This is a genomic window from Nevskia sp. (assembly GCF_023266035.1).
GTDB lineage: Bacteria > Pseudomonadota > Gammaproteobacteria > Nevskiales > Nevskiaceae > Nevskia.
Genome location: NZ_JAHFRY010000024.1, coordinates 1 through 23,998, shown reverse-complemented (window position 1 = coordinate 23,998; position 23,998 = coordinate 1). Strand labels below are relative to the sequence as shown.

At 65.6% G+C, this 23,998-nt stretch carries 24 protein-coding genes and 1 pseudogene; 14 read left to right on the top strand and 11 right to left on the bottom strand.

Features of this window, described 5'->3' with window-relative positions:
* Window positions 1-14: 14 nt before the first annotated feature.
* The 4 genes from Q0D45_RS05420 to Q0D45_RS05405 form a co-directional block, all read right to left on the bottom strand.
* Window positions 15-566 carry an ECF-type sigma factor gene (locus Q0D45_RS05420; protein WP_293389545.1) on the bottom strand — a complete coding sequence of 184 codons (552 nt, stop codon included), beginning with the start codon at window positions 564-566 and terminating at the stop codon, window positions 15-17.
* A gap of 75 nt (window positions 567-641) precedes the next feature.
* Window positions 642-818, bottom strand: coding sequence for a rubredoxin (locus tag Q0D45_RS05415; RefSeq protein ID WP_273455013.1), 177 nt, complete (start codon window positions 816-818; stop codon window positions 642-644).
* A gap of 31 nt (window positions 819-849) precedes the next feature.
* On the bottom strand, window positions 850-1,758 hold the full coding sequence (locus Q0D45_RS05410) for a fatty acid desaturase (protein WP_293389534.1): 909 nt from the start codon (window positions 1,756-1,758) through the stop codon (window positions 850-852).
* A gap of 33 nt (window positions 1,759-1,791) precedes the next feature.
* Window positions 1,792-2,502: a TetR/AcrR family transcriptional regulator gene (locus Q0D45_RS05405; RefSeq protein ID WP_293389531.1), complete on the bottom strand. Its 711-nt coding sequence runs from the start codon at window positions 2,500-2,502 to the stop codon at window positions 1,792-1,794.
* Between the two features lie 109 nt (window positions 2,503-2,611).
* Here Q0D45_RS05405 and Q0D45_RS05400 point away from each other — a divergent pair, with 109 nt between their 5' ends.
* Entirely contained in the window at window positions 2,612-3,727 is a 1,116-nt protein-coding gene (locus Q0D45_RS05400; RefSeq protein WP_293389528.1) for a phosphotransferase, read from the top strand.
* Window positions 3,728-3,767: 40 nt separating this feature from the next.
* Window positions 3,768-3,971: pseudogene (locus Q0D45_RS21590) on the top strand (hypothetical protein); the annotation flags it as partial.
* Between the two features lie 217 nt (window positions 3,972-4,188).
* On the opposite strand, the gene Q0D45_RS05390 reads toward Q0D45_RS21590, so the two are convergent.
* Window positions 4,189-6,513: a Tex family protein gene (locus Q0D45_RS05390; RefSeq protein ID WP_293389522.1), complete on the bottom strand. Its 2,325-nt coding sequence runs from the start codon at window positions 6,511-6,513 to the stop codon at window positions 4,189-4,191.
* A 143-nt stretch (window positions 6,514-6,656) separates the two neighbouring features.
* Between Q0D45_RS05390 and Q0D45_RS05385 the strand changes: the two genes are divergently transcribed.
* The 9 genes from Q0D45_RS05385 to Q0D45_RS05345 all read left to right on the top strand — a co-directional run bounded on the left by Q0D45_RS05385 (window position 6,657) and on the right by Q0D45_RS05345 (window position 16,842).
* The gene (locus Q0D45_RS05385) at window positions 6,657-7,664 is read left to right on the top strand and encodes a DUF2804 domain-containing protein (RefSeq protein WP_293389519.1); all 1,008 of its coding nucleotides are present in this window, start codon (window positions 6,657-6,659) and stop codon (window positions 7,662-7,664) included.
* Between the two features lie 72 nt (window positions 7,665-7,736).
* Window positions 7,737-8,294 (top strand): ECF-type sigma factor, encoded by a 558-nt coding sequence (locus Q0D45_RS05380; protein ID WP_293389516.1) that lies wholly within the window; start codon window positions 7,737-7,739, stop codon window positions 8,292-8,294.
* Between the two features lie 86 nt (window positions 8,295-8,380).
* A complete protein-coding gene (locus tag Q0D45_RS05375) occupies window positions 8,381-11,062 on the top strand; it encodes a serine/threonine-protein kinase (RefSeq protein WP_293389513.1) in 2,682 nt (893 codons plus the stop codon).
* Window positions 11,063-11,215: 153 nt separating this feature from the next.
* The gene (locus tag Q0D45_RS05370) at window positions 11,216-13,447 is read left to right on the top strand and encodes a hypothetical protein (RefSeq protein ID WP_293389510.1); all 2,232 of its coding nucleotides are present in this window, start codon (window positions 11,216-11,218) and stop codon (window positions 13,445-13,447) included.
* An 85-nt stretch (window positions 13,448-13,532) separates the two neighbouring features.
* The gene (locus tag Q0D45_RS05365) at window positions 13,533-14,042 is read left to right on the top strand and encodes a hypothetical protein (protein ID WP_293389507.1); all 510 of its coding nucleotides are present in this window, start codon (window positions 13,533-13,535) and stop codon (window positions 14,040-14,042) included.
* 42 nt (window positions 14,043-14,084) lie between these two features.
* The gene (locus Q0D45_RS05360; protein ID WP_293389504.1) at window positions 14,085-14,843 is read left to right on the top strand and encodes a CsgG/HfaB family protein; all 759 of its coding nucleotides are present in this window, start codon (window positions 14,085-14,087) and stop codon (window positions 14,841-14,843) included.
* A 2-nt stretch (window positions 14,844-14,845) separates the two neighbouring features.
* Entirely contained in the window at window positions 14,846-15,295 is a 450-nt protein-coding gene (locus Q0D45_RS05355; protein WP_293389501.1) for a hypothetical protein, read from the top strand.
* 71 nt (window positions 15,296-15,366) lie between these two features.
* Window positions 15,367-15,930 (top strand): hypothetical protein, encoded by a 564-nt coding sequence (locus tag Q0D45_RS05350; protein WP_293389499.1) that lies wholly within the window; start codon window positions 15,367-15,369, stop codon window positions 15,928-15,930.
* Between the two features lie 201 nt (window positions 15,931-16,131).
* Entirely contained in the window at window positions 16,132-16,842 is a 711-nt protein-coding gene (locus Q0D45_RS05345; protein ID WP_293389496.1) for an outer membrane beta-barrel protein, read from the top strand.
* Window positions 16,843-16,920: 78 nt separating this feature from the next.
* Here Q0D45_RS05345 and Q0D45_RS05340 read toward each other — a convergent pair whose 3' ends face one another.
* The 6 genes from Q0D45_RS05340 to Q0D45_RS05315 form a co-directional block, all read right to left on the bottom strand.
* The gene (locus Q0D45_RS05340) at window positions 16,921-17,232 is read right to left on the bottom strand and encodes a helix-turn-helix domain-containing protein (protein WP_293389493.1); all 312 of its coding nucleotides are present in this window, start codon (window positions 17,230-17,232) and stop codon (window positions 16,921-16,923) included.
* Window positions 17,219-17,536 carry a transcriptional regulator gene (locus Q0D45_RS05335; RefSeq protein WP_293389490.1) on the bottom strand — a complete coding sequence of 106 codons (318 nt, stop codon included), beginning with the start codon at window positions 17,534-17,536 and terminating at the stop codon, window positions 17,219-17,221. Before Q0D45_RS05335 ends, Q0D45_RS05340 begins: the two co-directional genes overlap by 14 nt.
* Window positions 17,537-17,652: 116 nt before the next feature.
* Entirely contained in the window at window positions 17,653-18,048 is a 396-nt protein-coding gene (locus tag Q0D45_RS05330; protein WP_293389488.1) for a VOC family protein, read from the bottom strand.
* Window positions 18,049-18,185: 137 nt separating this feature from the next.
* Window positions 18,186-18,611, bottom strand: a complete 426-nt coding sequence (locus Q0D45_RS05325; RefSeq protein ID WP_293389486.1) for a hypothetical protein — start codon at window positions 18,609-18,611, stop codon at window positions 18,186-18,188.
* 146 nt (window positions 18,612-18,757) lie between these two features.
* Entirely contained in the window at window positions 18,758-19,603 is an 846-nt protein-coding gene (locus Q0D45_RS05320) for a hypothetical protein (protein ID WP_293389484.1), read from the bottom strand.
* A gap of 47 nt (window positions 19,604-19,650) precedes the next feature.
* A complete protein-coding gene (locus Q0D45_RS05315; protein WP_293389481.1) occupies window positions 19,651-20,814 on the bottom strand; it encodes an acyl-CoA dehydrogenase family protein in 1,164 nt (387 codons plus the stop codon).
* A 132-nt stretch (window positions 20,815-20,946) separates the two neighbouring features.
* On the opposite strand from Q0D45_RS05315, the gene Q0D45_RS05310 reads away from it, so the two are divergent.
* The 3 genes from Q0D45_RS05310 to Q0D45_RS05300 form a co-directional block, all read left to right on the top strand.
* Window positions 20,947-21,393 carry a protein tyrosine phosphatase family protein gene (locus Q0D45_RS05310; protein ID WP_293389478.1) on the top strand — a complete coding sequence of 149 codons (447 nt, stop codon included), beginning with the start codon at window positions 20,947-20,949 and terminating at the stop codon, window positions 21,391-21,393.
* Window positions 21,394-21,416: 23 nt separating this feature from the next.
* Complete coding sequence (locus tag Q0D45_RS05305) at window positions 21,417-23,345, top strand: radical SAM protein (RefSeq protein WP_293389475.1); 1,929 nt, start codon at window positions 21,417-21,419, stop codon at window positions 23,343-23,345.
* Window positions 23,346-23,424: 79 nt separating this feature from the next.
* On the top strand, window positions 23,425-23,998 hold a 574-nt coding region (locus Q0D45_RS05300), incomplete at its 3' end, for a glycoside hydrolase family 5 protein (protein WP_293389473.1).

Sequence of the window (23,998 nt, the reverse complement as noted above, 5' to 3'; positions counted from 1 at the left end):
TGCGGGCTGGATGCTCAGCGCAGCATCGCCGCCAGCAGCAGCCGGGCCTTCTCCCAATCACGGCGCACGGTGCGTTCGGTCAGGCCCAGCGCTTCGCCGATCTCGACTTCGGTGAGCCCGCCGAAGTAGCGCATCTCGACCACCTGGGCCAGACGCGGCTCGACCTGGGCCAGCGCCTCCAGCGCTTCATGCACCTGCAGCGCTTCATCGTTGTCGGCCGCCACACCATCGCCGATCGCGGTGTTCAGGGTCAGCGCCTGCTCGCCGCTGCCGCGGCGTTCGGCATTGCGTACACGGATCTCGTCGACGATCACCGTGCGCATCACCTGCGAGGCATAGGCGAAGAACTTGCGCCGGGTTTCCACCTGCAGGGTCTGCTGGCCGGACAGGCGCAGCCAGCTTTCGTGGACCAGGGCGGTGGTGTCGAGCAGGGTCAGCGGCGCGGAAGCCGCCAGCCGCGAGCGCGCCAGCTTGCGAAGCTCGTCGAACGCGGCGCGGAACAGCGCGGCGCTGTCGACGCCGACCTCGCGATTCTGGCTTTCGATCAGCTGGGTGATGTCGCTCATCGCTGCGCGGGCCGGCGTGGACTGGATGGCGCAAGCGGACCACATTTCGACCGGCCGGACAACGGCCACAGCCCATCAGCCCTCGATCAAGTCGTAATCACCCTTGGCGGCGCCGCATTCCGGGCACATCCAGTCGTCCGGAATGTCCTCGAAGCGGGTGCCGGGCGCGATGCCGGCATCGGCATCGCCGAGGGCTTCGTCATAGACGTGCGAGCAGTAGCGGCAGCGATAGCGGCGGTTGGCTGTGCTCATCGGTTCTCCTCAGCTTTTCGTTGGACGTGGCTCAGGCGGCCTGCGCCGAACCCGGCGCCGGATGAATCGTCGGCCGGATCGCGAAGCCGTACTGGATCGCCAGATCGCGCTGGCGCAGCGCCGGTTCCAGCAACTGCCAGACGCGGACGTTGTTGTAGAACGGCGTGGTCGGATACAGGTGATGGATCAGGTGGAAGTTCTGGTACTGCAGCGCCGGCGTCATGAAACTTTCGTGGCCGAGGCGGATCGCCGTGGCCTTGGTCAGGTTCTCGTCCTGGCGCACGTCGTGCGGCACATGCGGCAGCCAGAAGAAGCTGAAGCCGAGGGTCAGGAAGATCATTCGCGACGGCACCAGCCAGAGCATCAGCAGATGCCAGAAATAACCGTTGGCGATCAGCGCGCCGAAAACCACGGCGGTGCCTGCAGTCAGCCACAGCGAACGGCGCAGGTAGGGCTTCGAGATCTTGTCGCCATAGCGAATGGAGTGGATCAGATAGAGCAGATCGATTGCGATCCAGCGCAACGGCAGACTCCAGCTCGGGCCGTGCAGGATCTGGTCCGGATCGCGCGGGCCGCCGGTGAAACGGTGATGCAGGATATGGCCCCAGCGGAACAGCTTCAGATCGACATAGGGCGCGCCGAGCCAGACCGTGGTCTGGCCGATGAAGTCATTGAGCCTGGCGTTGGTCGAGATCGCCCGGTGAATGGAGTCGTGGACGATCGAGAACGCGAAGTAGCCGATCACGCTGTTGATGACCATGCCCCACCACAGCGGGATGATGCCGATACCGGCCAGCACGTAGCTGGACAGGTAGACACCAACCACCAGCACCCACAGCGCGACGGTGGGCCAGGCGACATCGGGCGCGCGAGTCAGGCGATTGAATTCGGCCTTCTGCTCAGGGCTCAGGCTGGTCAGCGAAACGGGGGCAGTGCTCATGGGGAACTCGCGAGTAAGCGGATCTGGAACGGTTCAGCCGCGCGGCCCGGGACGTCGACGCCGGGGCGCGATCAGGACATCGCTGGGCGGAACGCGCGGCGGCCGGTTCGGGTCCGGTCGGCGGCGTGCACTTGCGGCAACTGGAGCGACCGCTGGAGCAGCTTGCGCCTTGACGCCGATCATCGATTCGATCAGCGGCTCCAGCAGATCTTCCAGGCTGCAGCCATGCACCAGCTGGCCGGCGACGTGCAGGGTCATCAGACCATGCAGCGACATCCAGAACAGATGGGCGACCTGGCGGGCGTCGCCATGCAGCAGGCCGGCGTCGATCGCCGACCGCGCCACTTCGACGCCGTGCTCCACCACCCGCTGGCGCGCGGCCAGCAGGTCCGGGTACTGGGTCAGCGGCGTCGGGTGCGCAGCGAAGATCAGCAGGTAGTCGGTCGGCCAGCGGCGCACGTAATCGATGTAGGCCTCGGCCACGGAGCGGATGCGCTCCAGCGGCGGCGCCTTGGCGTGCTCCTGCTCGTGCACATGGCGATCGAAGGCCTGCGTGCACTCGGTACGCAGCGCCACCAGCAAGGCTTCCTTGGACTCGAAATAGCGATACGGCAGCGTGTGGCTGATGCCGGCCATCTCGGCGAGGCGGCGCAGCGAGATGGCGTCGATGCCCTCGCGGCGATAGATGTCGAGCGCCAGCAGCACCAGCCGCTGACGCATCACGTCGATCTGCTCTTGACTCAATTGTGCGCGTGCCATACCGTTATTTAACGCTGTATATTTTACAGTGTCAATCTTTGACCTGGCAGCATCGACATGCCGGGCAAAACATCAATAATCGTGAGGAGAGCGCATGACCACCCTGACCGCCCCGCTGCGCCATGACCCGGCCGCAGGCCATCCCCTGATCGATGGTCCGCAGGGACTTACGCCCGAATGGCTGACCACGGTGCTGCGCGCCAGCGGCCGGATCGGCACGGCACGCGTGGTCGAAGCCAGCAGCACCCCGGTCGGCAACGGCATGATGGGAGCCAATCTGCGCATCGCCCTCCGCTACGACCGCGCCGAGGCTGGCGCGCCGACCACCCTGGTCGCCAAGATGGCCGCCGCCGGCGAAGCCAGCCGCGCCTCAGGTCAGGCCCTCGGCCTGTACGAGCGCGAGACGCGCTTCTATCAACTGGTCGCGCCACGCCTCGGCGCCGTCGTGGCCACGGCCCTGTTCGCCGACATCGCCGCCGACAAGACCACCTTCTGCCTGCTGTTCGAAGACCTCGCCCCTGCCCGCGGCGGCGATCAGCTGACCGGTTGCAGCCTGGCCGATGCCGAAGCAGCAATGGACGCAGTGGCGGCGATGCAGGCACCGCTGTGGGGTGATCAGGCCACGCTGTCGCAAGCCTGGATGAGCCGCGACTTGATGGTCGGCATGTACTGCAGCCAGTTCCCGCCGGCGGTGGAGATGGTCAAGCCGCGTTTCGCCGCCCTGCTCGAACCCGGCGTGGCGGCGATCCTTGACCAGTTCGCCGCCAACATCGTGCCCTGGTTCGCGATGCAGACCGCGCCGTTCACCATCGTTCATCACGACTACCGGCTCGACAACATGTTGTTCGACGCCCGTGGCGGCAAGACGCCGGTCGCCGCACTGGACTGGCAGACCCTGATGGCCGGCCCCGGTGTGCTCGACGCCAGCTACTTCATCGGCGCCGGCCTGCTGCCCGCGGTGCGCCGGCCAGTCGAGGAAACCCTGGCGCGCCGCTACCACAGTGCCCTGCTCGCTCGCGGCGTCAGCGATTACAGCTGGGAGCGCTGCTGGCACGACTACCGCCTGCTGGCACCACACGGCCTGATCATGGGCGTGGTCGGTGCGGCGATCACCACGCCGACCGAACGCGGCGACCAGATGCTCAGCACGATGATCAACCGCCATGCGCAGCAGATGATCGATCTCGGTTCGCTGTCCCTGATCCGCTGAGCCGAGACCCGCCATACTGACCAAGGGCGACGATTAACCGATTCACCAGACCGCCGAGCCGATTGCCTACGCCGGTACCGACCGCAATTTCTACGATCGCTATTTCTTCAACGGCTACAACCCGGAAGGCAGCGTGTTCTTCGTCGCCGCGCTCGGCGTCTATCCGCTGCTGAACGTCATGGACGCGGCGTTCTGCATCGTCGTCGACGGCGTGCAGCACAACCTGCATGCCTCGCGGCATCTGATGACCGGGCTGCTGGATCCAATGCCCTAAGTGACAACTCCTTCCCCCGCTTGCGGGGGAAGGCTGGGATGGGGGCGGTTGAATTCCGCGCCACCGTCAAACGCCCCTTCCTCGGACTACCGCCCGTCGTCAGCGCGCTCGGAAGTGCCATCCGAGGCACTTCCGAAAGCGCACACGCTGCCGCCCCCCCGCAACGCGGGGGAGGGAGTTGAAAAGGTCAGCGCTTCTTCAGCGCATCCGCCAAGGCACTACCCAGCGAACCCAGCTGTGGTGAGGACTTCTGCGCGCCGCGCTGCGGCTGGGTGCTGCGCCGGTCCGGCGCGCGCTCGGCGCCACGGGCACCGGACACCGGCGCCGCCGAGCCATCGTCCTTCTTCATCGACAGCGCGATGCGGCCACGCTTCACATCGACATCGACGACCCGCACCTTGACGATCTGGCCGGCCTTGACCACCTCGTGCGGATCCTTGATGAAGCGATCGGACAGCTGCGAGACGTGCACCAGCCCGTCCTGATGAACGCCGATGTCGACGAAGGCGCCGAAGGCCGCGACATTGGTCACCGTGCCTTCGAGGATCATCCCCGGCTTCAGGTCGACGACTTCGTTGATGCCGTCGGCGAAGGTCGCGGTCTTGAACTCGGGGCGCGGATCGCGGCCCGGCTTTTCCAGCTCGCTGATGATGTCGCGCACCGTCGGCAGGCCGAAGTGCTCGCTGATGAACTGCTTCGGGTCGACCTTCTTCAAGGCCGCGCTGTCACCCATCACTTCACGCAGATCGCGTCCGCAGGCGCTGACGATCTGGCGCGCCACTTCGTAGGCTTCCGGATGCACGGACGATGCATCGAGCGGCTCCTCGCCATCGCGAATGCGCAGGAAGCCGGCGCACTGCTCGAAGGTTTTCGGGCCCAGGCGTGACACGGTCAGCAGCGCCTTGCGCGACTTGAAGGCGCCGTGGCTGTCGCGATGGAAGACGATGCCTTCGGCCATCGAACGGCTCAGGCCGGAGACGCGCGCCAGCAGCGGCGCGGAAGCCGTGTTCAAGTCGACACCGACGGCGTTCACCGCATCCTCGACCACCGCATCGAGCTGCTTGGCGAGCCGGAACTGATCGACATCGTGCTGGTACTGGCCGACACCGATCGACTTCGGATCGATCTTCACCAACTCGGCCAACGGGTCCTGCAGACGGCGGGCGATCGACACCGCGCCGCGCAGGGTCACATCGAGATTCGGGAATTCGTTGGCCGCCAATTCGGAAGCCGAATAGACCGAGGCACCGGCCTCGCTGACCACCACTTTCAGCGGCCGCGGCTCGGGCAGCAGCGGCAGCAGCTCGGCGACCAGCTTCTCGGTCTCGCGGCTGCCGGTGCCGTTGCCGATGGCGATCAGCTCGACGCTGTGCAGCTTGCACAGCCGGGCGATCTCGGCCTGCGCGCCGCGAGTGTCGTTGCGCGGCTGGAACGGGTAGACCGTGGCGGTATCGAGCAGCTTGCCGGTGGCATCGATCACCGCGATCTTGCAGCCGGTGCGAATGCCCGGATCGAGGCCGAGCGTGGTCTTGGCGCCGGCCGGTGCGGCCAGCAGCAGCGCCTTCAGATTGCGCGCGAACACTTCGATCGCTTCGGCTTCGGCGCGGGTGCGCAGCTCGGTCATCAGATCGACCGACAGGCTCATCGACAGCTTCACCCGCCAGGTCCAGCGCGCCACCGACATCAGCCAGGCATCGGCTTCGCCACCGTCGATGCGGATGTCCTTCGAGGCCGCGATCATCTTCTCGATCGGCTTGTAGGGCGACACATCATCGGCATCGACTTCGATATCGATGCTGAGGAATTCCTCGTTGCGGCCGCGCATCATCGCCAGCGCACGGTGGCCGGCGACCTTGGCCAGCGGCTCGTGGTGATCGAAGTAATCGCTGAACTTGGCGCCGGCCTCGGCCTTGCCTTCGATCAGCTTGGCGCGCAGCTCGCCGCGTTCGCGCAGATAGGTACGAAGCTGGCCGAGCAGCGCGGCGTCTTCGGCGAAACGCTCGGTGAGGATGTCGCGGGCGCCATCGAGGGCGATCTTCACGTCGGTGACTTCGCCCTGCACGAACGGCAGCGCGACGACGCTCGGCACCACGCTGCGATCCTTGAGGATCAGCTCCGCCAGCGGCTCCAGGCCGCGCTCGCGGGCGATCTCGCCCCGGGTGCGGCGCTTCGGCTTGTACGGCAGGTAGAGATCCTCGACCTCGGCCTTGGTGGTCGCGGCATTGATCTTCGCTTCCAGGTCTTCGCCGAGCTTGCCCTGGCTGCGGATCGAATCGAGCACCGCCGCGCGGCGATCCTCGAGCTCGCGCAGATAGCCGAGCCGCTCTTCGAGCTTGCGCAACTGGGTGTCGTCGAGCCCGCCGGTGACTTCCTTGCGATAGCGCGAGATGAACGGCACGGTCGCGCCCTCATCGAGCAGATCGACCGCCGCCGACACCTGGCGCGGCTGGGCGCCGATCTCGATGGCGATGAGGTTGAGGATGTCGCGGTGAACGCGGTCGGCAGCAGTCATGTATGGCGGAAGCGGAACGGGAAGCGGGGCCGGACGATAGCGCCTGCGCGTCGACAAACCAAGATTGACAAGGGCGCGCCGATGTCGCCTGGAACCGGACCGACAACGCACAATGGCCGCCCATCGACCTGCGCGCCCGCCTGATGAACTCGCCGATTGCGTCAATGCTCGCGCTGCACCCCGCCCCGCCGGCGCTCGATGCCGGCGCTGGCAGACCCGCCGCATCCGGCCGCTATCGCGGCAGCATCGCCGATCTGTCGACCGCGGCCTGGGATGGCGACCATGGGCTGCTGTCGCGGCGCCGGCTGCAACGCAAGGGCTGGATGTATTTCTCGGCAGTCACGGCGCGCTGGAGCGTCGGCTACGCGATCGTCGACGCCGGCCTGGTCGCCACCGCCTTCGTCTACGTCTATGACCGCGAACAGCGGCGGCTGATCGAGGAGAAAGCGACGCTGCCGTTAGGATTCGCCGCGAACTTCGCGCCGGACTGGCGGCAGCCCTGGCAGCTGGCGCAGCGCGGCAAGCGCTGGCAGATCACGCCGAATGCCGATGGCTGGCCCAATGGTTGGCAAGTCCGCTTCGACGGTCCGCAGATGAGCGTGGCGATGGACGTGGCGCGCGGCGGCGATGGCCTGAGCGCCGTCAGCAGCGCGCCGGGCCGGCCGTTCCATCACACCTGGAAACTGTGTGCGCTGCCGGTGGCGCTGCGTCTCGGCATCGATGGCAAGACCATCGACGTGGCCGCCAGCGGCGCGCTCGATTTCACGCTCGGCTATCCGCCGCGCAGCTCGCTGTGGAACTGGGCCAGCCTCGATGGCCTCACCGACGATGGCCGCAAGCTGGGCGTCAATGTCGTCGCCCATTTCATGAACGGCCTGGAAAACGCGCTGTGGCTCGGCGACGAGCTGATTCCGCTGGCCCAGGCGACGTTCGACTACGACCCGGCGCAGCTGATGGCGCCGTGGCGCATCCGCACCGAGGACGGCATCGTCGATGTGACCTTCACGCCGGACGGCCAGCGCGCCGAGCATCTGAACGCGCTGTGGCTGGCCAGCCGCTTCGCGCAACCGTTCGGCCGCTTCGAAGGGCGCGTCGGGCAGGCCCGGGTATCGGGTTTCGGCGTGGTCGAGGAACATGCAGCGCTGTGGTGACCGGCGGAGGATGATGGAACGCGCCTGGCGGTCGCTTTCGCCCACCGTCCCGACCCCCGATCGTTGCCTGCCATGAGCGACATCACCCGACTGCTCGGCGCTGCTTCCTCCGGCGATGCTGCCGCCGTGCAGCAGATCTACGCCCTGCTCTATCCGGACATCCGCCGCATCGCCCGCGCGCGGCTGATCGAGGCCGGCGGCGTCACCGGGCTCGACACCACGGCGCTGGTCCACGAAGGCTTCCTGCGCATGGCCGAGCGTGAAGGCCTGCACGGTGATCAGAAGCTGCAGTTTTTCGCTTATGTCGGCCGCGCGCTGCGTTCGGTGGTACTCGATCACCTGCGCGCCCGAGCCACCGAGAAACGCGGCGGCGATGTGCAGATGCTGACCCTGTCGCACGCAGACGACGTGCCGGCCCAGGCCGGACTCAGCCAGGACCTGGCCGCGCTCGACGCGGCGATCGAGCAGATGCGCGCGCTCGATGAAACCCTGAGCCAGACGGTCGAGATGCACTTCTTCGCCGGCATGACCATTGCCGAGATCGCCGAAGCGCGTGCGGTGTCGACGCGCACCGTCGACCGCGAGCTGAAGAAGGCGCGGCTGCTGCTCGCCGAGCTGCTGGCACCGTGATGCTTGTCGTGATCGGCGCCGCGAATGCGTCCTGACAGTTACAGGGCTCGCGATCGGCGCCGGCCTGCAAGGGAGCAGCACGCGTCTTGATCGAACGCGAACAATGGGCTGCCTGGTCGAGCCTGCTCGACGAAGCGCTGGACCTCGACGAAGCCGCGCGCCCCGCCTGGCTGGCAGCGCTGCGCGAGCGCGATCCGCCGGCCGCCGATGCGGTGCAGCGCCTGCTCGGTCACGAGGACCACAGCAGCACGCTGCCCGGCGCCGGCAGCCTGTTCACGATCAGCGGCCGCGGGCTGCCGTCCTATCCGCAGATGCTCGACGCCGCGCTGGGTGACGACCCGGCGGACGTTCCCGCCGCACAGCCCGGCCAGTCCTTCGGCCCCTGGCAGGTCAGCCGCTGCCTCGGCACCGGCGGCATGGGCGAAGTCTGGCTGGCCACTCGCGCCGATCGCCTTTACGAAGGCCAGGCGGCGATCAAGCTGCTCGCCACCAGCAGCGATGCCCGCCGCCTCGGCGCCCGCTTCGCCCGCGAGCGCAATCTGCTGGCGCGCTTGTCTCATCCGGGAATTGCCCGGCTGCTCGATGCCGGCATCATCGGCGAGCAGCCCCAAGTCCAACCGTATCTGGTGCTCGAGTACGTCGACGGCCGCAGCCTGATCGATCACGTGCGCGAGCAGGCGCCGACCGTCGCCGATCGCGTGCGCCTGGCGATCGCCATCGGCCGTGCCGTCGAGTACGCGCATTCGCGGCTGGTCGTGCATCGCGATCTGAAGCCGTCGAACGTGATGGTCACCCGCGCCGGCGAGGTCAAGCTGCTCGATTTCGGCATCGCGTCGATGCTCGATGACGACAGCAGCGGCCATACCGAACCACGCACCGCGCTGACTCGCCTGCACGGCCGCGGCCTGACTCTGGACTACGCAGCACCCGAGCAGATCGCCGGTGAAGCGACCGGCATCGCCTGCGATGTCTATGCACTCGCCGTGCTGCTGTTCGAGCTGCTGGCCGGCCAGCGACCGCTGCGCGGCGAGCGGCCCGGCCGCGCCGCACTCGAACATGCGGTGCTGCATGTCGAAGCACCGCGCTTGTCCCGGATGATCGGCGGCGCGCGTCCGGCTGGCTGGCAGCCGGGCGATCAGCCGATCGACGCCGCCAAGCTCGGCACCGGCCTGGACGCGGTGCTGGCCAAGGCGATGCGCAAAGCGCCGGAAGACCGCTATCCGACGATGACCGCCTTGATCGCCGATCTCGACAACTGGCTGGCGCACCGGCCGCTGCAGGCCGCGCCCGGTGACTGGCGCTATCGCAGCCGGCTGTGGCTGCGCCGCAATCGCCTGCAGGCAAGCCTGGGTGCGGCGGTGCTGCTGAGCTTGAGCATCGGCCTCGGCCTGAGCCTTTGGCAATGGCAGCGCGCGCTGCTCGAAGCCCGCAAGTCCGAAGCGGTGCAAGGCTTTCTGGTCAGCCTGTTCAGCGCTTCGGACAACTGGGAGAACGGCGGCCACGAGCCGACCCTGCGCAGCGTCGTCGAAGGCAGCGCCGAACGGGTCGAGCGCGAACTGGCAGCGATGCCCGACGTGCAGCTGACACTCAACGAAGTCCTGGTCAACACCTATCAAGGTCTGGGCGATTACCGGGCCAGCGAAGCGATCGGCCGACGCTCGATCGCCTTGTCCGAGCAGGTATATGGCGCGGACAGCGCAGTCCGCGCCCGCTTCATCAACGCCCTGGCCAACAACCTGATCGACAGCGGTCGCTACGACGAAGCCGCGCCCTTGCTGCTCGAAGCGATCCGCATCCTGGCCAGCCTGCACGGCGCAGACAGCCTCGAAGTCGCCGATCTGCAGAACGATCTCGCTGCCGTCGAAGCTTCGCGCGGGAAGCTCGATGAGGCGGTGCGCCTGCGCCGCACGGCCCTCGCCCGCTTCGAGCACGACCCGAAGGCGCGGCCGTCGGAAGTGGCGAGAGTGCGCGGTGATCTCGGCGTGTCGCTGGATCGGGCCGGCGCCTGGCGTGAAGCCGAAGCGATCCATCGCATCGGCTACGAAGCGGCGCTGGCGGCCGGTGAGCCGAAGGCGCTGCGCTACTCCAGCCTGCCGCACAACCTTGGCGCGATCCTGCGCCGGCTCGGCAAATACGCGGAAGCCGAGCGCCTGCTCGGCGAAGCGGTGGCGATCCGCCGCAAGGAAGCTGCCGACCATCCCTATCTCGGCCTGAGCCTGCGCACTCTGGCGCTGCTCTACGCCGAGACCGGCCGTGGTCAGGAAGCCTCGGTGATGATCGACGAAGCGCTGACCATCCTGCGCCGCAAGTACGGCGAGACCAGCGTCGCCGTGCAGATCACCGAACTGCAGCAGGCGCTGATCGCCGCCAGCAACCGGCCCGAGGACGCCAGCATCCAGGCCGCCGCCGAAACCGTGGCGCGTCAGGCGCTGGCCAGGATCGCCGCCGGCACGCCGCTGGAACTGGCGCGCGGCCATCAGATGCTTGGCCAAATCCTGTTGCTGCAAGCGGCACGGGCAGCGGCGGCGCGTGAGGAACTGAAGGCCGCGGTCGAGCTGTTCGAGCGGCACGAGGGCGTTAGCCATCCGGAAGCGGCGATGGCCAACGGCCTGCTCGGCATCGCCGAACGGGCCGCGGGTGCCGACGACGCCGGAAGCAGGCGCCTGCAGGCGGCGATCAACACCTTGTCCGCCGAAGTCGATCCCGAGCAGAGCCTGCTGGTACGGCTGCGGGCGGCGCAACAGCAGCCCCAAGCCCGGAAACCATAGGGCGGGCCTTGCCCGCCGTGCACCTTGTCCGATCGGCCGTGTCGGCGGCCACGGGCCGCCCTGCGAATGCCGAGCCTCGGTTCCACGCATTTGTCGTGATTGGCCGGGCCAGCGCGTCTATCCCTGTGAACGTTCATCGACACGGGGAATTGCATGTCCGGCCTGCCAGCGTTGTACCGCCGCCTGTTCGCGGCTCTCGTCTTCCTGCTGCTGGCACCGGCTGCCCGGGCCACGGTCTTCGATGACGCCTGGGACTGCGCGTCCAGCGTCGGCAAGGGCTTCTATCTGCAGGCCACGGTCGGCGCCAAGGCGCTGGCCTTCGTCGCCAGCCCGACGGGTGCGCAATGCGTCGCCAACTTCACGTCGACGCCGCATGTGGTCGGCATGGGCGTGGTCATCGGCGTCGCCAATGCCGGCGTGCTGCCGACCCACCAGCCGGCCTGCGAAGGTGCGATCTACGACACCGTCGCAGCGCCGATCGCCAACGGCCTGAGCCTGATCCCGATCCTGCCGGCACCGGCCAAGCAGCAGCTTTACTTGGTCGCCAAGGGCGAGTTGCAGGGCTCGGCGATGCGCAACCTGCCCGGCGTGAGCTTCGTGACCGGCGCGCTGTCCTGCGGCTGCGGGCTGACCGATGCCGGCCTGTCGGTCGATACCGTCAAGCAGGTGGTCAGCTCGATCGACAACATCGGCAACGCCTGCGGCGGGCCGGTGTGGGATGCGGCGAAGAGCATCGTCAAGGGCGCGCTCGGCGTGCTGAAGAACCCGGGCGACGCGGTCATCGATGGCATTTCCAACCTCGGTGACTATCTGTCTGGCCAGCACAAGCACATGCCGCCGGACGTCTATTTCGCGATCAACTACAGCTATGAGGTTTCGAACGTCGCCGGCTATCTGTCGACGTTCCGCGACTGGGTACGGAAGACCGACGGCTTCTACTCTCCCAATCCGCAGCCGGGCATGTGGGCCAACATCGAAGGCTCGCGTGAAGGCTGCCGCGCCTATTTCGACACTCACACGATGTCGCCCGACAAGGCCAGGCGCGCCTGCGACGACATGATCGACGGCACCACGACCAGCGACACGATGTTCGCCAACAACGGCTTCAAGCAGCGCGTGCGGCAGCGGCTTTTCGAGTACGCCGTGGTCGAGGCGGTTCGCAAACGCGCCGAAGCCGCCGCTGCCTGGAACGAGCAGAACCTGACGCTGAACCTGCCCGCCGACGTGCCGGCAAGCCTCGCCAAGGCGCCGCTGAAGAGGGCTTCGTATGTGCTCTACGGCACCGACACCGGCGGCATGACGCCCAGCATCTACAGCCTCGATCACCGCGAAGGCGCGCAGTTCCCGTTCGATTCGATCGGCGACCGCGCGACCAAGCTGTGGCCGCAGGTGGCCGGCGACACGCTGGCGCCGATGGATCCCTTCCAGGCCGGCGCCCAGGCGCGTGCCCAGGCCGCCAAGGCGGTGCAGATGGCCGAAGCCGCGTATCCGGATCTCACCGGCACCGCGCGTGCGCAGGCGCAGGCCCGGGTCGCGGCGGACATCGCCGCCTATCGCAAGCAGCAGGCGCAGCTGGCGGCGATCAACGCCAGCATCCACGAGAGCCTGCACCCGGAGCTGAAGTGCGGACCGAAGGACAAGGAGCAATGCGTCACCGCCGTGCAGCAGGCGATGGTCGACTGCGAGTACCGGAAGGACGCTTATTCCGAAAAATATCCGCACGTGCTCGATGCCGACTACCACAACCCGAGCGTTCTGCAGGCTTACCGCGACATTCAGCAGGACTGCGATCAGCAGGTGGACGCGCTGTTGAAAGCCTCGCTCAATATCGTCGCCTATCGCTCACCCGGTGAGGATGCGAGGGGCTACAGCTTCAAGGGCGCCAACGGCGTCGGCAATGCCGCGATGCTGACCCGGCTGGAACGGCAGAACAACGCCAATATCCGCGGCGGGATTTCGCGCAATCCCTATCGCGTGCTGCTGACGCAGCCGATCGACGGCGGAAGCGTGTCGACACAGATCCCGCGGAACCTTCCGCAGACGCTGCCGGCACCGGCACCGGGCGCGACACCGGAGAGCGATGGCCGCCGTCCGCCACCGATCCGCATTCCGGGGCGTCGCGATGCCGAAGTTCCGGCGCCTGCCCCGATGCCAATGCCCATGCCGGTGCCAGCGCCGATGCCAGTCCCTGTTCCGGCACCCGCGCCGCAGGGCTACACCCAGCGCTTGCCGCAGAATCTGCCGCCGCCGATCACGGCTCAGCCGCCACGGACCTGCGCGCCGACACCACAGCGCGGCATCGTCCAGTGTCCGGATCGCCCCAGCTTCGTCGCCTGCCAGCAGGCGCAGGCCGAAGGGCGGGTGCGGCAGTGTCTGGCGCCGTAGGGCGCGTGTCGTGATTTTCGCCGCCACCACGTCTGTTCAAGCAGAAGGGTTCGAAGCTCATCGAACCCGCCTGCCGAGAGCCGCCATGAACCTGCGCTTCCACCGTCACCTTGCGCTTGCACTGCTGCTGGCCGGAAGCGCGGCCCAGGCTGGGCACGCGGCCGACACGCCGAGCGGTGAGGAATTCAGCACCGCCTACCCCAATCCGGCCCCTGGCTACGACGCGCCCGGCACCTACTCGAACGATCCCTATGCGCAGCCACAGCAGCCCGCGCCGCCAGCCGCAGCACGCGGCTGGAGTGGCCAGTCGACAGCGCCATCGAATGGCTATGGCGCTTCCGGCAGCGGTTACGGCAGCGGCTACGGCAGCAGTCAGGCTTATGGCAGCGGACAGGCCGGCGGCATCCAGGGCGGCAGCTTCGCCGGCCGTGGCCAGACGCAAGGCGCGGGCACCGCGAATCCGTACAGCAGCGGCAAGACCTTCACCAAACCGCCAAAGACCAACGTCGACCCATCCGCATTTGGCGGCGGCGCCAATGGCAGCAACGGCTGGCCGCAGCAGAACACCGAAACGCCGGCGCCCACGCCGTACTGATCCCCCCATTCGCAACACACATTCGCAACACAGGAGCCCGTCATGTTCCGCAAGCCACTTTCCGTTTTTGCGCTGATCGCGCTGGCTGGCGCCAGCACATTGCCGATGCACAGCTACGCCGCCAGCAAGGCGGTGGTGGACGACACCGAGAACTCGAAGGAGCTGGAATCGGTGGGCGTGCCGAAGGTCAAGCGCAAGGTGTCGGTCACCGTCTACGAAGTACGCAGCGCGGTCAGCGAACTCAATGTGCGCGCCGCCACCGACATGTTCACCACGGCGCTGGTCAAGAGCCGCCGCTTCCGCGTGGTGGAGCGCAGCAACCTCGCTGGCGGCGTCTCGCAGGAGCATCAGTTGAATGCAAGTGGCGCGTCGACCGGCAACGTCGCCAGCCAGCAATTGCGCGGCGCGCAGTTGATCTTCGAGGCGGTGATCTCGGAAGCCAACGCCGATGGCGGCGGCAGCGACGGCGCACTGACCGTAGCCGGCGTGACCCTGGGCGGCAACAAGAGCAAGGGCAGCATCGGCATGGACGTGCGCGTGCTCGACGCCGGCAATGGCGACGTGCTCGACGCCGTCAACGTCACCAAGAAACTGTCGTCCGGCGGCTTCAGCATCGCCGGCATCGGTTCGGCGGTGGACACGGTGATGTCGAAGACCACCGGCAAATCGCTCGGCGATCTGACGCCGGACGGCGGCGCGTCGGTCAGCAGCAACGAAAGCGTCGACAAGGCGGTGCGGGCGCTGATCGAAGCTTCAGTGAAGGAACTGGCGAGCCGCTCGCCGGAATGGTTCGAGGAATAAGCATGCGCGGCCGCTTGCTGATCGGAGGCACGCTGCTCGGCCTGAGTCTCGCCGGTCTGGTTCAGGCCGAATCACCGCGCCGCAGCTTGCAGGGTTCCACCGAACAGGCGGCCGATGCCCAGGGCTGGAACGGCCGCTTGCCGGAAGGTGTCGAGCCACGCGCGCTGACCGGCGCCGGCAGCCGGCTGGGTCTCGATGCCGACTACGGCGCTGGCAACGCTTACGGCAGCTACGGAACCCGCTACGGCTTCGATCCCGGCCCTTGCGGCTGGAACGATGGCCGCGGCCTGCGCGGTGGTGGTCATACGGCGGGCAGCCTCGATGGCGGCAGCTTCCGCAGCACCGTCCGCTGTGCCGATGGCTATCCGGGCCTGCCGCTGCGGCAACGATCTGCGCCAGCTTGGCAACAGCCGCCCTACCTCGGCTACGACGACGCACCGTACCGGCGCTGAACCGCCAGCCTGTCGTGATCGCTCGCTGCTTCGCGTCTATCCAGACAAGACCACCCACCGGAGTCATGCCGATGTCGATCCACGCCACGCCAAGCCTGCGCATCCTCGCCACCACCACGCTCGGCCTCGGCCTCGGCCTGCTCGCCGCGCCGCTTGCCAGCATGGCCGCGCCGATCATCAAGCCGGATGTCTCCAACGCCCGCTGCAAGCTGATTCCGCCGGACACCATGGCCGAATACCTGCGCGTGCATGACGTGTTCTTCAGCGCGCCCGGCGTCAGCGTGCCGTTCAAGGCCGGCGAGGTGCTCAAGGATCAGCAGCCGATCAAGATCGAATACAAGGCGCCGAAGGACGCGACGCTGAGCTACGAGATCGGCTGGCTCGGCGCCTGCGGCGTGCACACGAACGCCATCCTGGTGCTGCGCGAAGAAGTCCGAGGCAGCGGTAGCTGGAGCGGCATCATCTCCACGTCCACCTCCGGTGCCGAGATTCCGGACGGCACGCCCGCGGTGTTCACCCTGATCCAGACCGTGGCGGAACCGCTGCCGAAGGGCGCCGGCATGTTCGCGATGCCGAAGGTCAAGAACACCACGGTTGGCGAATACACGATCCGGATCAATCCGCCGAAGAACTGAGGTCTCGCGGCAGGGTCGACACGGCCCTGCCGGTGCTTCGTGTAGAAAGTGATGGAGCCGTTCAGGAAGCGCTCAGCTTCGAACGGCCAATCTTGCGTCGCTCGATGACGCAGCTGCTCCCAAGCTCTGGGAGCGTGCAGCGACCCGGCACGCAACGGCCCAATCCGGGCCATCACAGGACCCCGCGCAGCGACCATGACCATGTCCAAGAACCTGAACAAAGTGTTGATCTCGATGGCAGTCGTCATCGCCCCGTTGTCGACCTACGCGGACGGCCGCGGACACGGTCGCGGCAACAACGACGATGGCTACGGCAACCCGACGGTCGACGTCTCGGCCTTCGCCGGCGCCAACTTCCAGACCATCGACGATGGCTTCGACGCCACCAACCCGGATGGCTACGACCTCGGCGTACGCGGCAAGATCTTCTTCGGTCCTGGCCTGTTCCTCGGCGGCGAATACACCTACGCCAATGCCGATGACCAGTTCGCCGGCTCCACCGTGAAGTACAAGCTCGACGAATTCCGCCTCGGCGGCGGCCTGCTGATGCCGCTGTCCCCCGAATTCAAGCTGGGTGGCTACGCGCACTACGTCAACCAGCAGGTCGATACCACCTACCTGGGCGACACCACCAACGGCAAAGCCACCGGCTACGACGTCGGCGGCCTCATCGAATTCAATCCTTCACGCCGCGCCCAGATCTACGGCCGCCTCGGCTACATCAGCCTGGAGCCAGAGAACAACAACAACGACAGCGCCCGCGCCGACGGCGTCGATATGCTCGTGGGCCTGAGCTACAAGATCACCCGCGAAACCAGCCTGTTCGGCGAATACCGCTACACCAACCTGCAGGACGACTTCAGCGAGTCCGACTACAGCTCGGTGCGCGGCGGCGTGCGCTTCCAGTTCTGATCGTGGCTTGAAACAAGGCGGGACCGCCTTTGGCGTGTCCCGCCGTGCTGTGTAATCAGCGACTCGGGCGACGTAGGGCTAGGACTGGAAGACTTCCCGAATAACGTCTGGCCGCTTGGCCGCAATGGCCAGCAAGGACTGGGCGGCACCCGAGGGCTTGCGTCGACCTTGCTCCCACTCCTGGAGCGTACGCGGCGAGACGCCCAGCACCTGCGCAAACTGCGACTGGGACAGCCCTGACTTGGCCCGCGCCTGTGTGACCTCCGAAAGGGCGATCTCATGCACGCGCCCTATTTTTTCTGACTTCATTTCCAGCACGGACGCCAGCAACTCGGCACCGAGATCTCGCTTGGCATCCCGAGCCTTCAACTTCTTTTCAGTCATCGGCATTGAGGGCCTCCTTGATCTTGAGTAGTACCTGAGGCGCGATGTTGTCCTGCACGCCCTTGGCGTAAATGAGCAGCAAGTAGATGCGCCCGTCGGCGAGCTGGTTGTAATGGATGACACGCACGCCACCACGCTTGCCCATACCCGCTCGGGACCAACGCACCTTTCTGCAGCCACCAGCACCCGGAATGACATCGCCCGCTTCAGCGTGGCCCGCGATCCATGCCGCAAAGGCACCTCGCTCTTCCTCTGTCCAGTAGTCGGCGCAGAGCCGCGAGAACGTGGGAGTCTCGATGACGGTGAACATGGCGGACTATACGTCTCTGACGTACCGTCTACAAGCCTTCGGACGCATGGTCAAACTGCGAAGACGGCAACCACGCGAGAGCCGCAGTTGCTTCCAGGAGCGCATTCATCGACGGCTTAGGCCGTATAAGGCGCGTGGACAATCCGCTCGGAAATCCACCAGATGTTGCCGTGAGCGTCCCGAACGCCACCCTGCCGATCGCCGTACGGCATGTTCTGTACCGCCATCTCCAGCACCGCACCGTGCTTGATCGCCCGCGCCATCGAAGCGTCCGCGTTCTCGACGTACAGGTAGTACGAGCCACTCATGGCCGGATAACCTTTCGATGATTCGCTGACCATCACTGTCGACGTACCCAGCACCACCTGAACATTGGCGACCAAGCCATCCGGCCGCATCGTCCGGCAGGTTTCCGTGCCGCCGAGGCCGTTGATCAGGAAGCTGATGAAGGTCTCCGCGTTCTGGACGAAGAAGTACGGCGTGACGGTGTTGAAGCCGGGTGGGATGTACATGGGAATCTCCTCAGCACAAACAAAATGTCGAATGTAGGGCGGGAAAGTGGCCGGCTGTATGGTCACGCATCCCGCCATGTGGAGCCGTCGGTGTCTCGGAAGGCGGGATGCGCCTACGGCGTTCCCGCCCTTGGCCCTCACGACGAGGCAGAGCGACGCAAACCCCAAAGGACCAACACCGCTGCACCGATGATTGCGAAGCCGACGCTCATGAACCCGCCCTGTATCAGCTGCTCTTGCCAGGGTGCGGCACTGAGACCGGGCGCGGTGACGGGGGACAAGGCACCCGTGCCGAAGATCGCAGCCAAGGTCGTGACAGCCCAGTTTGCGTAGGCCCCATACAGAACGAGCCAATACGTTGCCCCCTTGAGTCGAGTCCCCAGGCGGACCTCGGCCCAGACAGCGCCCAGCGCCAACAGGAAGGTGCCGTTCATGACGCCTTCAAGGTGAGCCGCCAGCCCCATGCGGATATTGCTGAAGCTGGTTTCAGCGAGCCCGGTGAACAGGCCCAGCAGGAACAGGAACATCCCGTGCCAAAGCAACCGCCGCTTTGAATCGTCCATTGGTTGTCCCTCTCGATATGTTATCCGCCCCAGAACGTAGGGCGGGAAAGCGGCCGGCTGTTTGGCCGCGCATCCCGCCAAATGGAGGAGTCGGCGCCCTCGAAAGGCGGGATACGCCTACGGCTTTCCCGCCCTACGGCCCTAAATTAGATTTTAGCTCTAACACCTCGTTCAATTACATCGCGGATTGCAGAAGGTCTCCAAACTCGACCAAGGTCCGATTCTTTGTCGATTCTTCCAGAATAAATTCCGAGAAACTGCTCAGTGACATTCGAGTGAGGAACAACATAATCTTCGGGGATTGGTTGGCCTGGAGTGAGAACCAATTCGGCGGACCTCTTGACCATCATAATCTCCCCAAATTTTCCGAAGTAAGAACCCGTCCTAAAGAAAATTGCCGGGGATCCAGATTGACCCTCACGAGTTCGACTATCAATCAAAAAGCAAGGAAGATCTTGATAGTCAAGATCGAATTCACTTGCTATGTGTCCACGTGTCCATATAGCAAAACCATGACTTTGCACGCCAAATGGATACCCTACGATAGTAAGATCGTCACCGACGCCAATTTGTATGAACATAGGCATCCACGGATCGTGGGCAATAATTTCAACATCTTTTATTTGTGTTAGAGGAAGAGCTCCAATATCTACCATTGACCCATGTTCTGGATGCTCAAGCCAAAGCGGCCCTGACTCATCAACGAGGCTCTCTGTAGACTCTATGAAATTTACATAATCACCGCTGCGAACGTGCCTAATTTTCACGGCATCTGGAAGTCTACAACCTTTGGAATCAAGAATTGTTCGACCACCAACCAAATTGGGAGCCAGTCCAGCAAAAACATGCCAATTGCTGATCAAGTACGGGAGTTCGTTATGAACAACTAAGAAACCAGTTGCTTGCAGCAATTCAGAACCTAGGTATTGGGTTGTCAGTAAACGAGAAGCTAGCGATGGTCTGTAATAATCTGGAGTTTTGGAGATGGTCATTTTTAAGAGTTCTAAGCATGAATTGATCCGCGTCTAAAGCAGAACCCTCACTCCCTCCCCTTCAAAATCCCCCGCGCCAGACTCCAGCGATGCACCTCGCTCGGGCCGTCATAGATCCTGAAGCCCCTCGCGTCGGCGAAGATGCGGGAGACGATGGTTTCGCCGGTCACGCCCTTGCCGCCGAGGATCTGGGCGCTGCGGTCGATGACTCGCCAGATGGCTTCGGAGACGATGACCTTGGTGCGGCTGGATTCGGCCTTGCCGGCGTGCCCCTGGTCGAGCACCCAGGCGCAGTGGGCGATGCTCAGGCGGCTGATGTGCAGGTCCATTTCGTTGTCGGCGAGCATGAAGCCCACGCCTTCGTGGCTGCCCAGTGATTTGCCGAAAGCCTGGCGTTCGCGGGCGTATTGGGTGGCGATGTCATGGGCGCGGCGAGCCTGGCCGAGCCAGCGCATGCAGTGTGTGAGTCTGGCCGGTGCCAGGCGCACCTGGGCGTAGCGAAAGCCCTGGCCGACTTCGCCGAGCACGTCTTCCACGGGGATACGCAGGTTCTCGAAACGGACCACGGCGTGGCCGCCGGTGAAGCAGCGGTCCAGCGCGTCCATCTGGCGTTCGAGGATGATGCCGTCGCGATCCATGTCGCTGAGCAGCATGGTGGCGCTGCCGTCTTCCATGCGCGCCATGATGATGGCGAACGCCGAGCCGTGAGCGCCGGTGATGAACCACTTGGTGCCGTTGACGACGTAGTGATCGCCATCGCGCACGGCGGTGGTTTTCAGCATCGAGGGATCGGCACCGGCGCCGGGCGCGGGCTCGGTCATGCAGAAGCAGGAGCGGGTGTGGCCGGCGACGAGTGGCTCCAGCCAGCGCGCCTTCTGTGACTCGGTGGCCACCACTTCCATCAGGTGGATGTTGCCTTCGTCCGGTGCGGCGATGTTCATCGCGATCGGCCCGAGCGTGGAATAGCCGGCTTCCTCGAAGACAATGGCTTTCTCGACGTGGCTCAGGCCCAGGCCGCCAAGTTCGCGCGAGGCGTGTGGCGTCAGCAGGCCAGCACGGCGAGCCTTGATGACTAGTTCGTCACGCAGGCCATCGGTGGGGCCGTGATGGGTAACGCGCTCGTCGGTCTCGTAGGCGATGACTTCGTCGGCGATGAAGTCACGCACCTTCTGCTTGAGCGCTTCGAGTTCGGGGGCAAGGCTGAAATCCACGGCGGGCATCCGGTCGGCTGAGATGCCGGGAGCGTAGCGGTTCGCGCCCCAGCGGTCAGCGAGGACGCGCACTGCATCGCAGCGCCAGCGCTTACACTTTCGCTCCCCATTCGCCACCGGCGCACCACGACCATGACCAGCCTGAATCTGCTGAACGAGAAGCACCCGACCGAGAACCTGTGGACGTCGGGCGCCGTGGCACCCGAGCAGTTCGCAGCGCTCAAGGACGCCGGTGTGAAGCACGTCATCAATCTGCGGCCGCGCGCCGAGCAGGGCGAGTTCGACGAAGCCGCCACCGCCGCGAGCTGCGGCATGGCCTACGCGAATCTGCCGATAGCCGGCCCGCACGAGCTGACCCTGGCCAACGTCAAGGCTTTCGACAAGCTGCTCGGCGAGACCGGCGGCGGCAACACCGTGGTCCATTGCGCGAGCAACAACCGCGTTGGCGCCCTGTTCGCGCTGCGGGCTGCCTGGCTGCAGGGCACCACCACCGACGATGCGCTGGCGATCGGCCGCGCCCATGGCCTGCTGGCGATGGAGCCGGCGGTTGCGGCGCTGCTGGCCCAAGGCCCGGCCTGAGCTTCAGCACTTCAATCAAGCCGATGAGCGCCATCAGCGGAATCACGACTGCCGCCCCGCGCGTGCTGTCGCTGATTCCGCCGATGACGCAGCTGAACACGCCCTACCCCTCGACGGCCTATCTCACCGGCTTCCTGCGCCTGCATGGCGTCGATGCGCGCCAAGATGATCTGGCGCTGAAGCTGGTGCTGCGGCTGCTGAGCCAGTCCGGGCTCGCTTCCATTCAAGAGGCGATCAAGGCGCAGCCGACGCTGATCCACACGGCGCCGGTCGAATCCTTCGTCGCGCAGTACGAGCGCTACGCGGCGACGATCGCGCCGGTGATCGCCTTCCTGCAGGGCCGCGATGCGACGCTTGCCAGCCGCATCGTCACGCGCCGCTTCCTGCCGGAAGGCCCGCGCTTTGCTTCGCTCGATGTCTATGTCGACGACGACGGCGGCGATCCGCTGGCCTGGGCGTTCGGCGCGCTGGGCATCAACGATCGGGCGCGGCATCTGGCGACGCTGTATCTGAACGATCTCGCCGATGTGCTGCGGGATGCCATCGATCCGCGCTTCGAGTTCGTTCGCTATGCGGAGAAGCTGGCGGCCAGCCAGCCGAGTTTCGATCTGCTGGCCGATGCGCTGGCCGCACCGCTGAACCTCGTCGACACCTTGCTGCATGAGCTGACCCTGGCCGCGCTCGCCGAGCACGCGCCGACCGTGGTGCTGATCTCGGTGCCGTTTCCGGGAGCGGTGTACGCGGCGTTCCGGATCGCCCAGACGATCAAGGCTCAGAACCCGAGCATCGTCATCGGCCTCGGCGGCGGTTACGTCAACACCGAGCTGCGCGAGCTGGCCGAGCCGCGAGTGTTCGACTATTTCGATTACGTCACGCTCGACGCCGGCGAGCGGCCGCTGCTGGCGCTGCTCGATCATCTGGCCGGCAAGCGTCCGCGCGAGCAGCTGTGCCGTGCGTTCGTTCGCGATGAAGCCGGCACGGTGCGCTATCTCAATGGCGCGACCGAGACCGACATCCCGTTCAACGAGGTCGGCACGCCGACCTGGGACGGGCTGCCGATCACGCAGTACTTGTCGCTGCTCGACATGCTCAACCCGATGCACCGGCTGTGGTCGGATGGGCGCTGGAACAAGCTGACCATCGCCCATGGTTGTTACTGGAAGAAGTGCAGCTTCTGCGACATCAGCCTCGACTACATTTCCCGCTACGACGCGGCGAGCGCGACGACTTTGGTCGATCGCATCGAAGCGATCATCGCCGAGACCGGCCAGACCGGCTTCCATTTCGTCGACGAAGCTGCGCCGCCGAAAGTGCTCAAAGCGCTGGCGCTGGAACTGCTGCGCCGCAAGGTCTCCATTTCCTGGTGGGGCAACATCCGCTTCGAGAAATCCTTCAACCCGGAGCTGTGTCAGCTGCTGGCCGACAGCGGCTGCATCGCCATTTCCGGTGGCCTGGAAGTGGCGTCCGATCGGCTGCTGGATCTGATGAAGAAAGGCGTCTCGGTGGCGCAGGTCGCGCGGGTCACGCAGGCGTTCAGCGAGGCCGGCGTGCTGGTCCACGCCTATCTGATGTACGGCTTCCCGACGCAGACTGTGCAGGACACCGTCGACGCGCTCGAATACGTGCGCCAGCTGTTCGAGGAAGGTTGCCTGCAATCCGGCTACTTCCACCGCTTCACCTGCACGGTGCATTCGCCGGTCGGCCTCAACCCTGCGGAGTACGGCGTGCAGCTGGTGCCGCAGGCGGCGGGCGGCTTCGCGAAGAACGACATCGGCTTCATCGACCCGACCGGTGTCGATCACGATGCGCTCGGCGTCAGCCTGAACAAGGCGCTCTACAACTACATGCACGGCATCGGCATCGATACCAATGTGCAGCGCTGGTTTCTCAACCAGGTGCCGAAGACGCGAGTGCCGAAGCGCTTCATCGAACAAGCGCTCCGCGGTAACTAACAACCATTCGTCGGCAGGATGCTGCAGGTCACGATAGTCGCGGCCGCTATGCGGTTCATCGAACCGCAGCGCGACACGGATGGCAATGAAGAAGCTCTGGGCCGCGGTACTGATGGCCGCGCTCATGATCGTGCAGCAGGACGCCGTTGCGTACTCGGTCAGCGGCCGGACGATCTACAACGACAGCGGTGCTGTCGTGCAACTGAAGGGCGTCAACTGGTTCGGCTTCGAAACCACCAACTACACGGTTCACGGCCTGTGGGCGCGGAACTGGAAGCAGATGATCCAGCAGATGAAGGATCAGGGCTTCAATGCCGTACGCCTGCCGTTCTGTCCGGCCACCTTGCACGGGATGACGACCAGCAGCATCGACTACAGCCTGAACCCGGACCTTGCCGGCAAGAACTCGCTGGCTGTGCTCGACGCAGTGATCACCGAGCTGAATCGTCAGGGCATGTACATCCTGCTCGACCATCACCGGGCCGATTGCAACAGCATTGCCGAGCTCTGGTACACCTCGAATTACAGCGAGGCGCAGTGGCTGTCGGATCTGCGCTTCGTCGCCAACCGCTACACCCGCGCGCCGCGGGTGATCGGCATCGATCTGAAGAACGAGCCGCACGGCAGCGCCACCTGGGGCTCGCGCAACAACG

Excerpts from the sequence above, each read along its gene's own strand:
- Q0D45_RS05420 (WP_293389545.1), bottom strand. The coding sequence starts at position 566 with ATGAGCGACATCACCCAGCTGATCGAAAGCCAGAATCGCGAGGTCGGC.
- Q0D45_RS05310 (WP_293389478.1), top strand. The coding sequence starts at position 20,947 with ATGACCAGCCTGAATCTGCTGAACGAGAAGCACCCGACCGAGAACCTG.
- Q0D45_RS05400 (WP_293389528.1), top strand. The coding sequence starts at position 2,612 with ATGACCACCCTGACCGCCCCGCTGCGCCATGACCCGGCCGCAGGCCAT.
- Q0D45_RS05390 (WP_293389522.1), bottom strand. The coding sequence starts at position 6,513 with ATGACTGCTGCCGACCGCGTTCACCGCGACATCCTCAACCTCATCGCC.
- Q0D45_RS05355 (WP_293389501.1), top strand. The coding sequence starts at position 14,846 with ATGCGCGGCCGCTTGCTGATCGGAGGCACGCTGCTCGGCCTGAGTCTC.
- Q0D45_RS05360 (WP_293389504.1), top strand. The coding sequence starts at position 14,085 with ATGTTCCGCAAGCCACTTTCCGTTTTTGCGCTGATCGCGCTGGCTGGC.
- Q0D45_RS05340 (WP_293389493.1), bottom strand. The coding sequence starts at position 17,232 with ATGCCGATGACTGAAAAGAAGTTGAAGGCTCGGGATGCCAAGCGAGAT.
- Q0D45_RS05330 (WP_293389488.1), bottom strand. The coding sequence starts at position 18,048 with ATGTACATCCCACCCGGCTTCAACACCGTCACGCCGTACTTCTTCGTC.
- Q0D45_RS05325 (WP_293389486.1), bottom strand. The coding sequence starts at position 18,611 with ATGGACGATTCAAAGCGGCGGTTGCTTTGGCACGGGATGTTCCTGTTC.
- Q0D45_RS05320 (WP_293389484.1), bottom strand. The coding sequence starts at position 19,603 with ATGACCATCTCCAAAACTCCAGATTATTACAGACCATCGCTAGCTTCT.
- Q0D45_RS05345 (WP_293389496.1), top strand. The coding sequence starts at position 16,132 with ATGTCCAAGAACCTGAACAAAGTGTTGATCTCGATGGCAGTCGTCATC.
- Q0D45_RS05410 (WP_293389534.1), bottom strand. The coding sequence starts at position 1,758 with ATGAGCACTGCCCCCGTTTCGCTGACCAGCCTGAGCCCTGAGCAGAAG.
- Q0D45_RS05335 (WP_293389490.1), bottom strand. The coding sequence starts at position 17,536 with ATGTTCACCGTCATCGAGACTCCCACGTTCTCGCGGCTCTGCGCCGAC.
- Q0D45_RS05365 (WP_293389507.1), top strand. The coding sequence starts at position 13,533 with ATGAACCTGCGCTTCCACCGTCACCTTGCGCTTGCACTGCTGCTGGCC.
- Q0D45_RS05350 (WP_293389499.1), top strand. The coding sequence starts at position 15,367 with ATGTCGATCCACGCCACGCCAAGCCTGCGCATCCTCGCCACCACCACG.
- Q0D45_RS05380 (WP_293389516.1), top strand. The coding sequence starts at position 7,737 with ATGAGCGACATCACCCGACTGCTCGGCGCTGCTTCCTCCGGCGATGCT.
- Q0D45_RS05305 (WP_293389475.1), top strand. The coding sequence starts at position 21,417 with ATGAGCGCCATCAGCGGAATCACGACTGCCGCCCCGCGCGTGCTGTCG.
- Q0D45_RS05385 (WP_293389519.1), top strand. The coding sequence starts at position 6,657 with ATGAACTCGCCGATTGCGTCAATGCTCGCGCTGCACCCCGCCCCGCCG.
- Q0D45_RS05415 (WP_273455013.1), bottom strand. The coding sequence starts at position 818 with ATGAGCACAGCCAACCGCCGCTATCGCTGCCGCTACTGCTCGCACGTC.
- Q0D45_RS05370 (WP_293389510.1), top strand. The coding sequence starts at position 11,216 with ATGTCCGGCCTGCCAGCGTTGTACCGCCGCCTGTTCGCGGCTCTCGTC.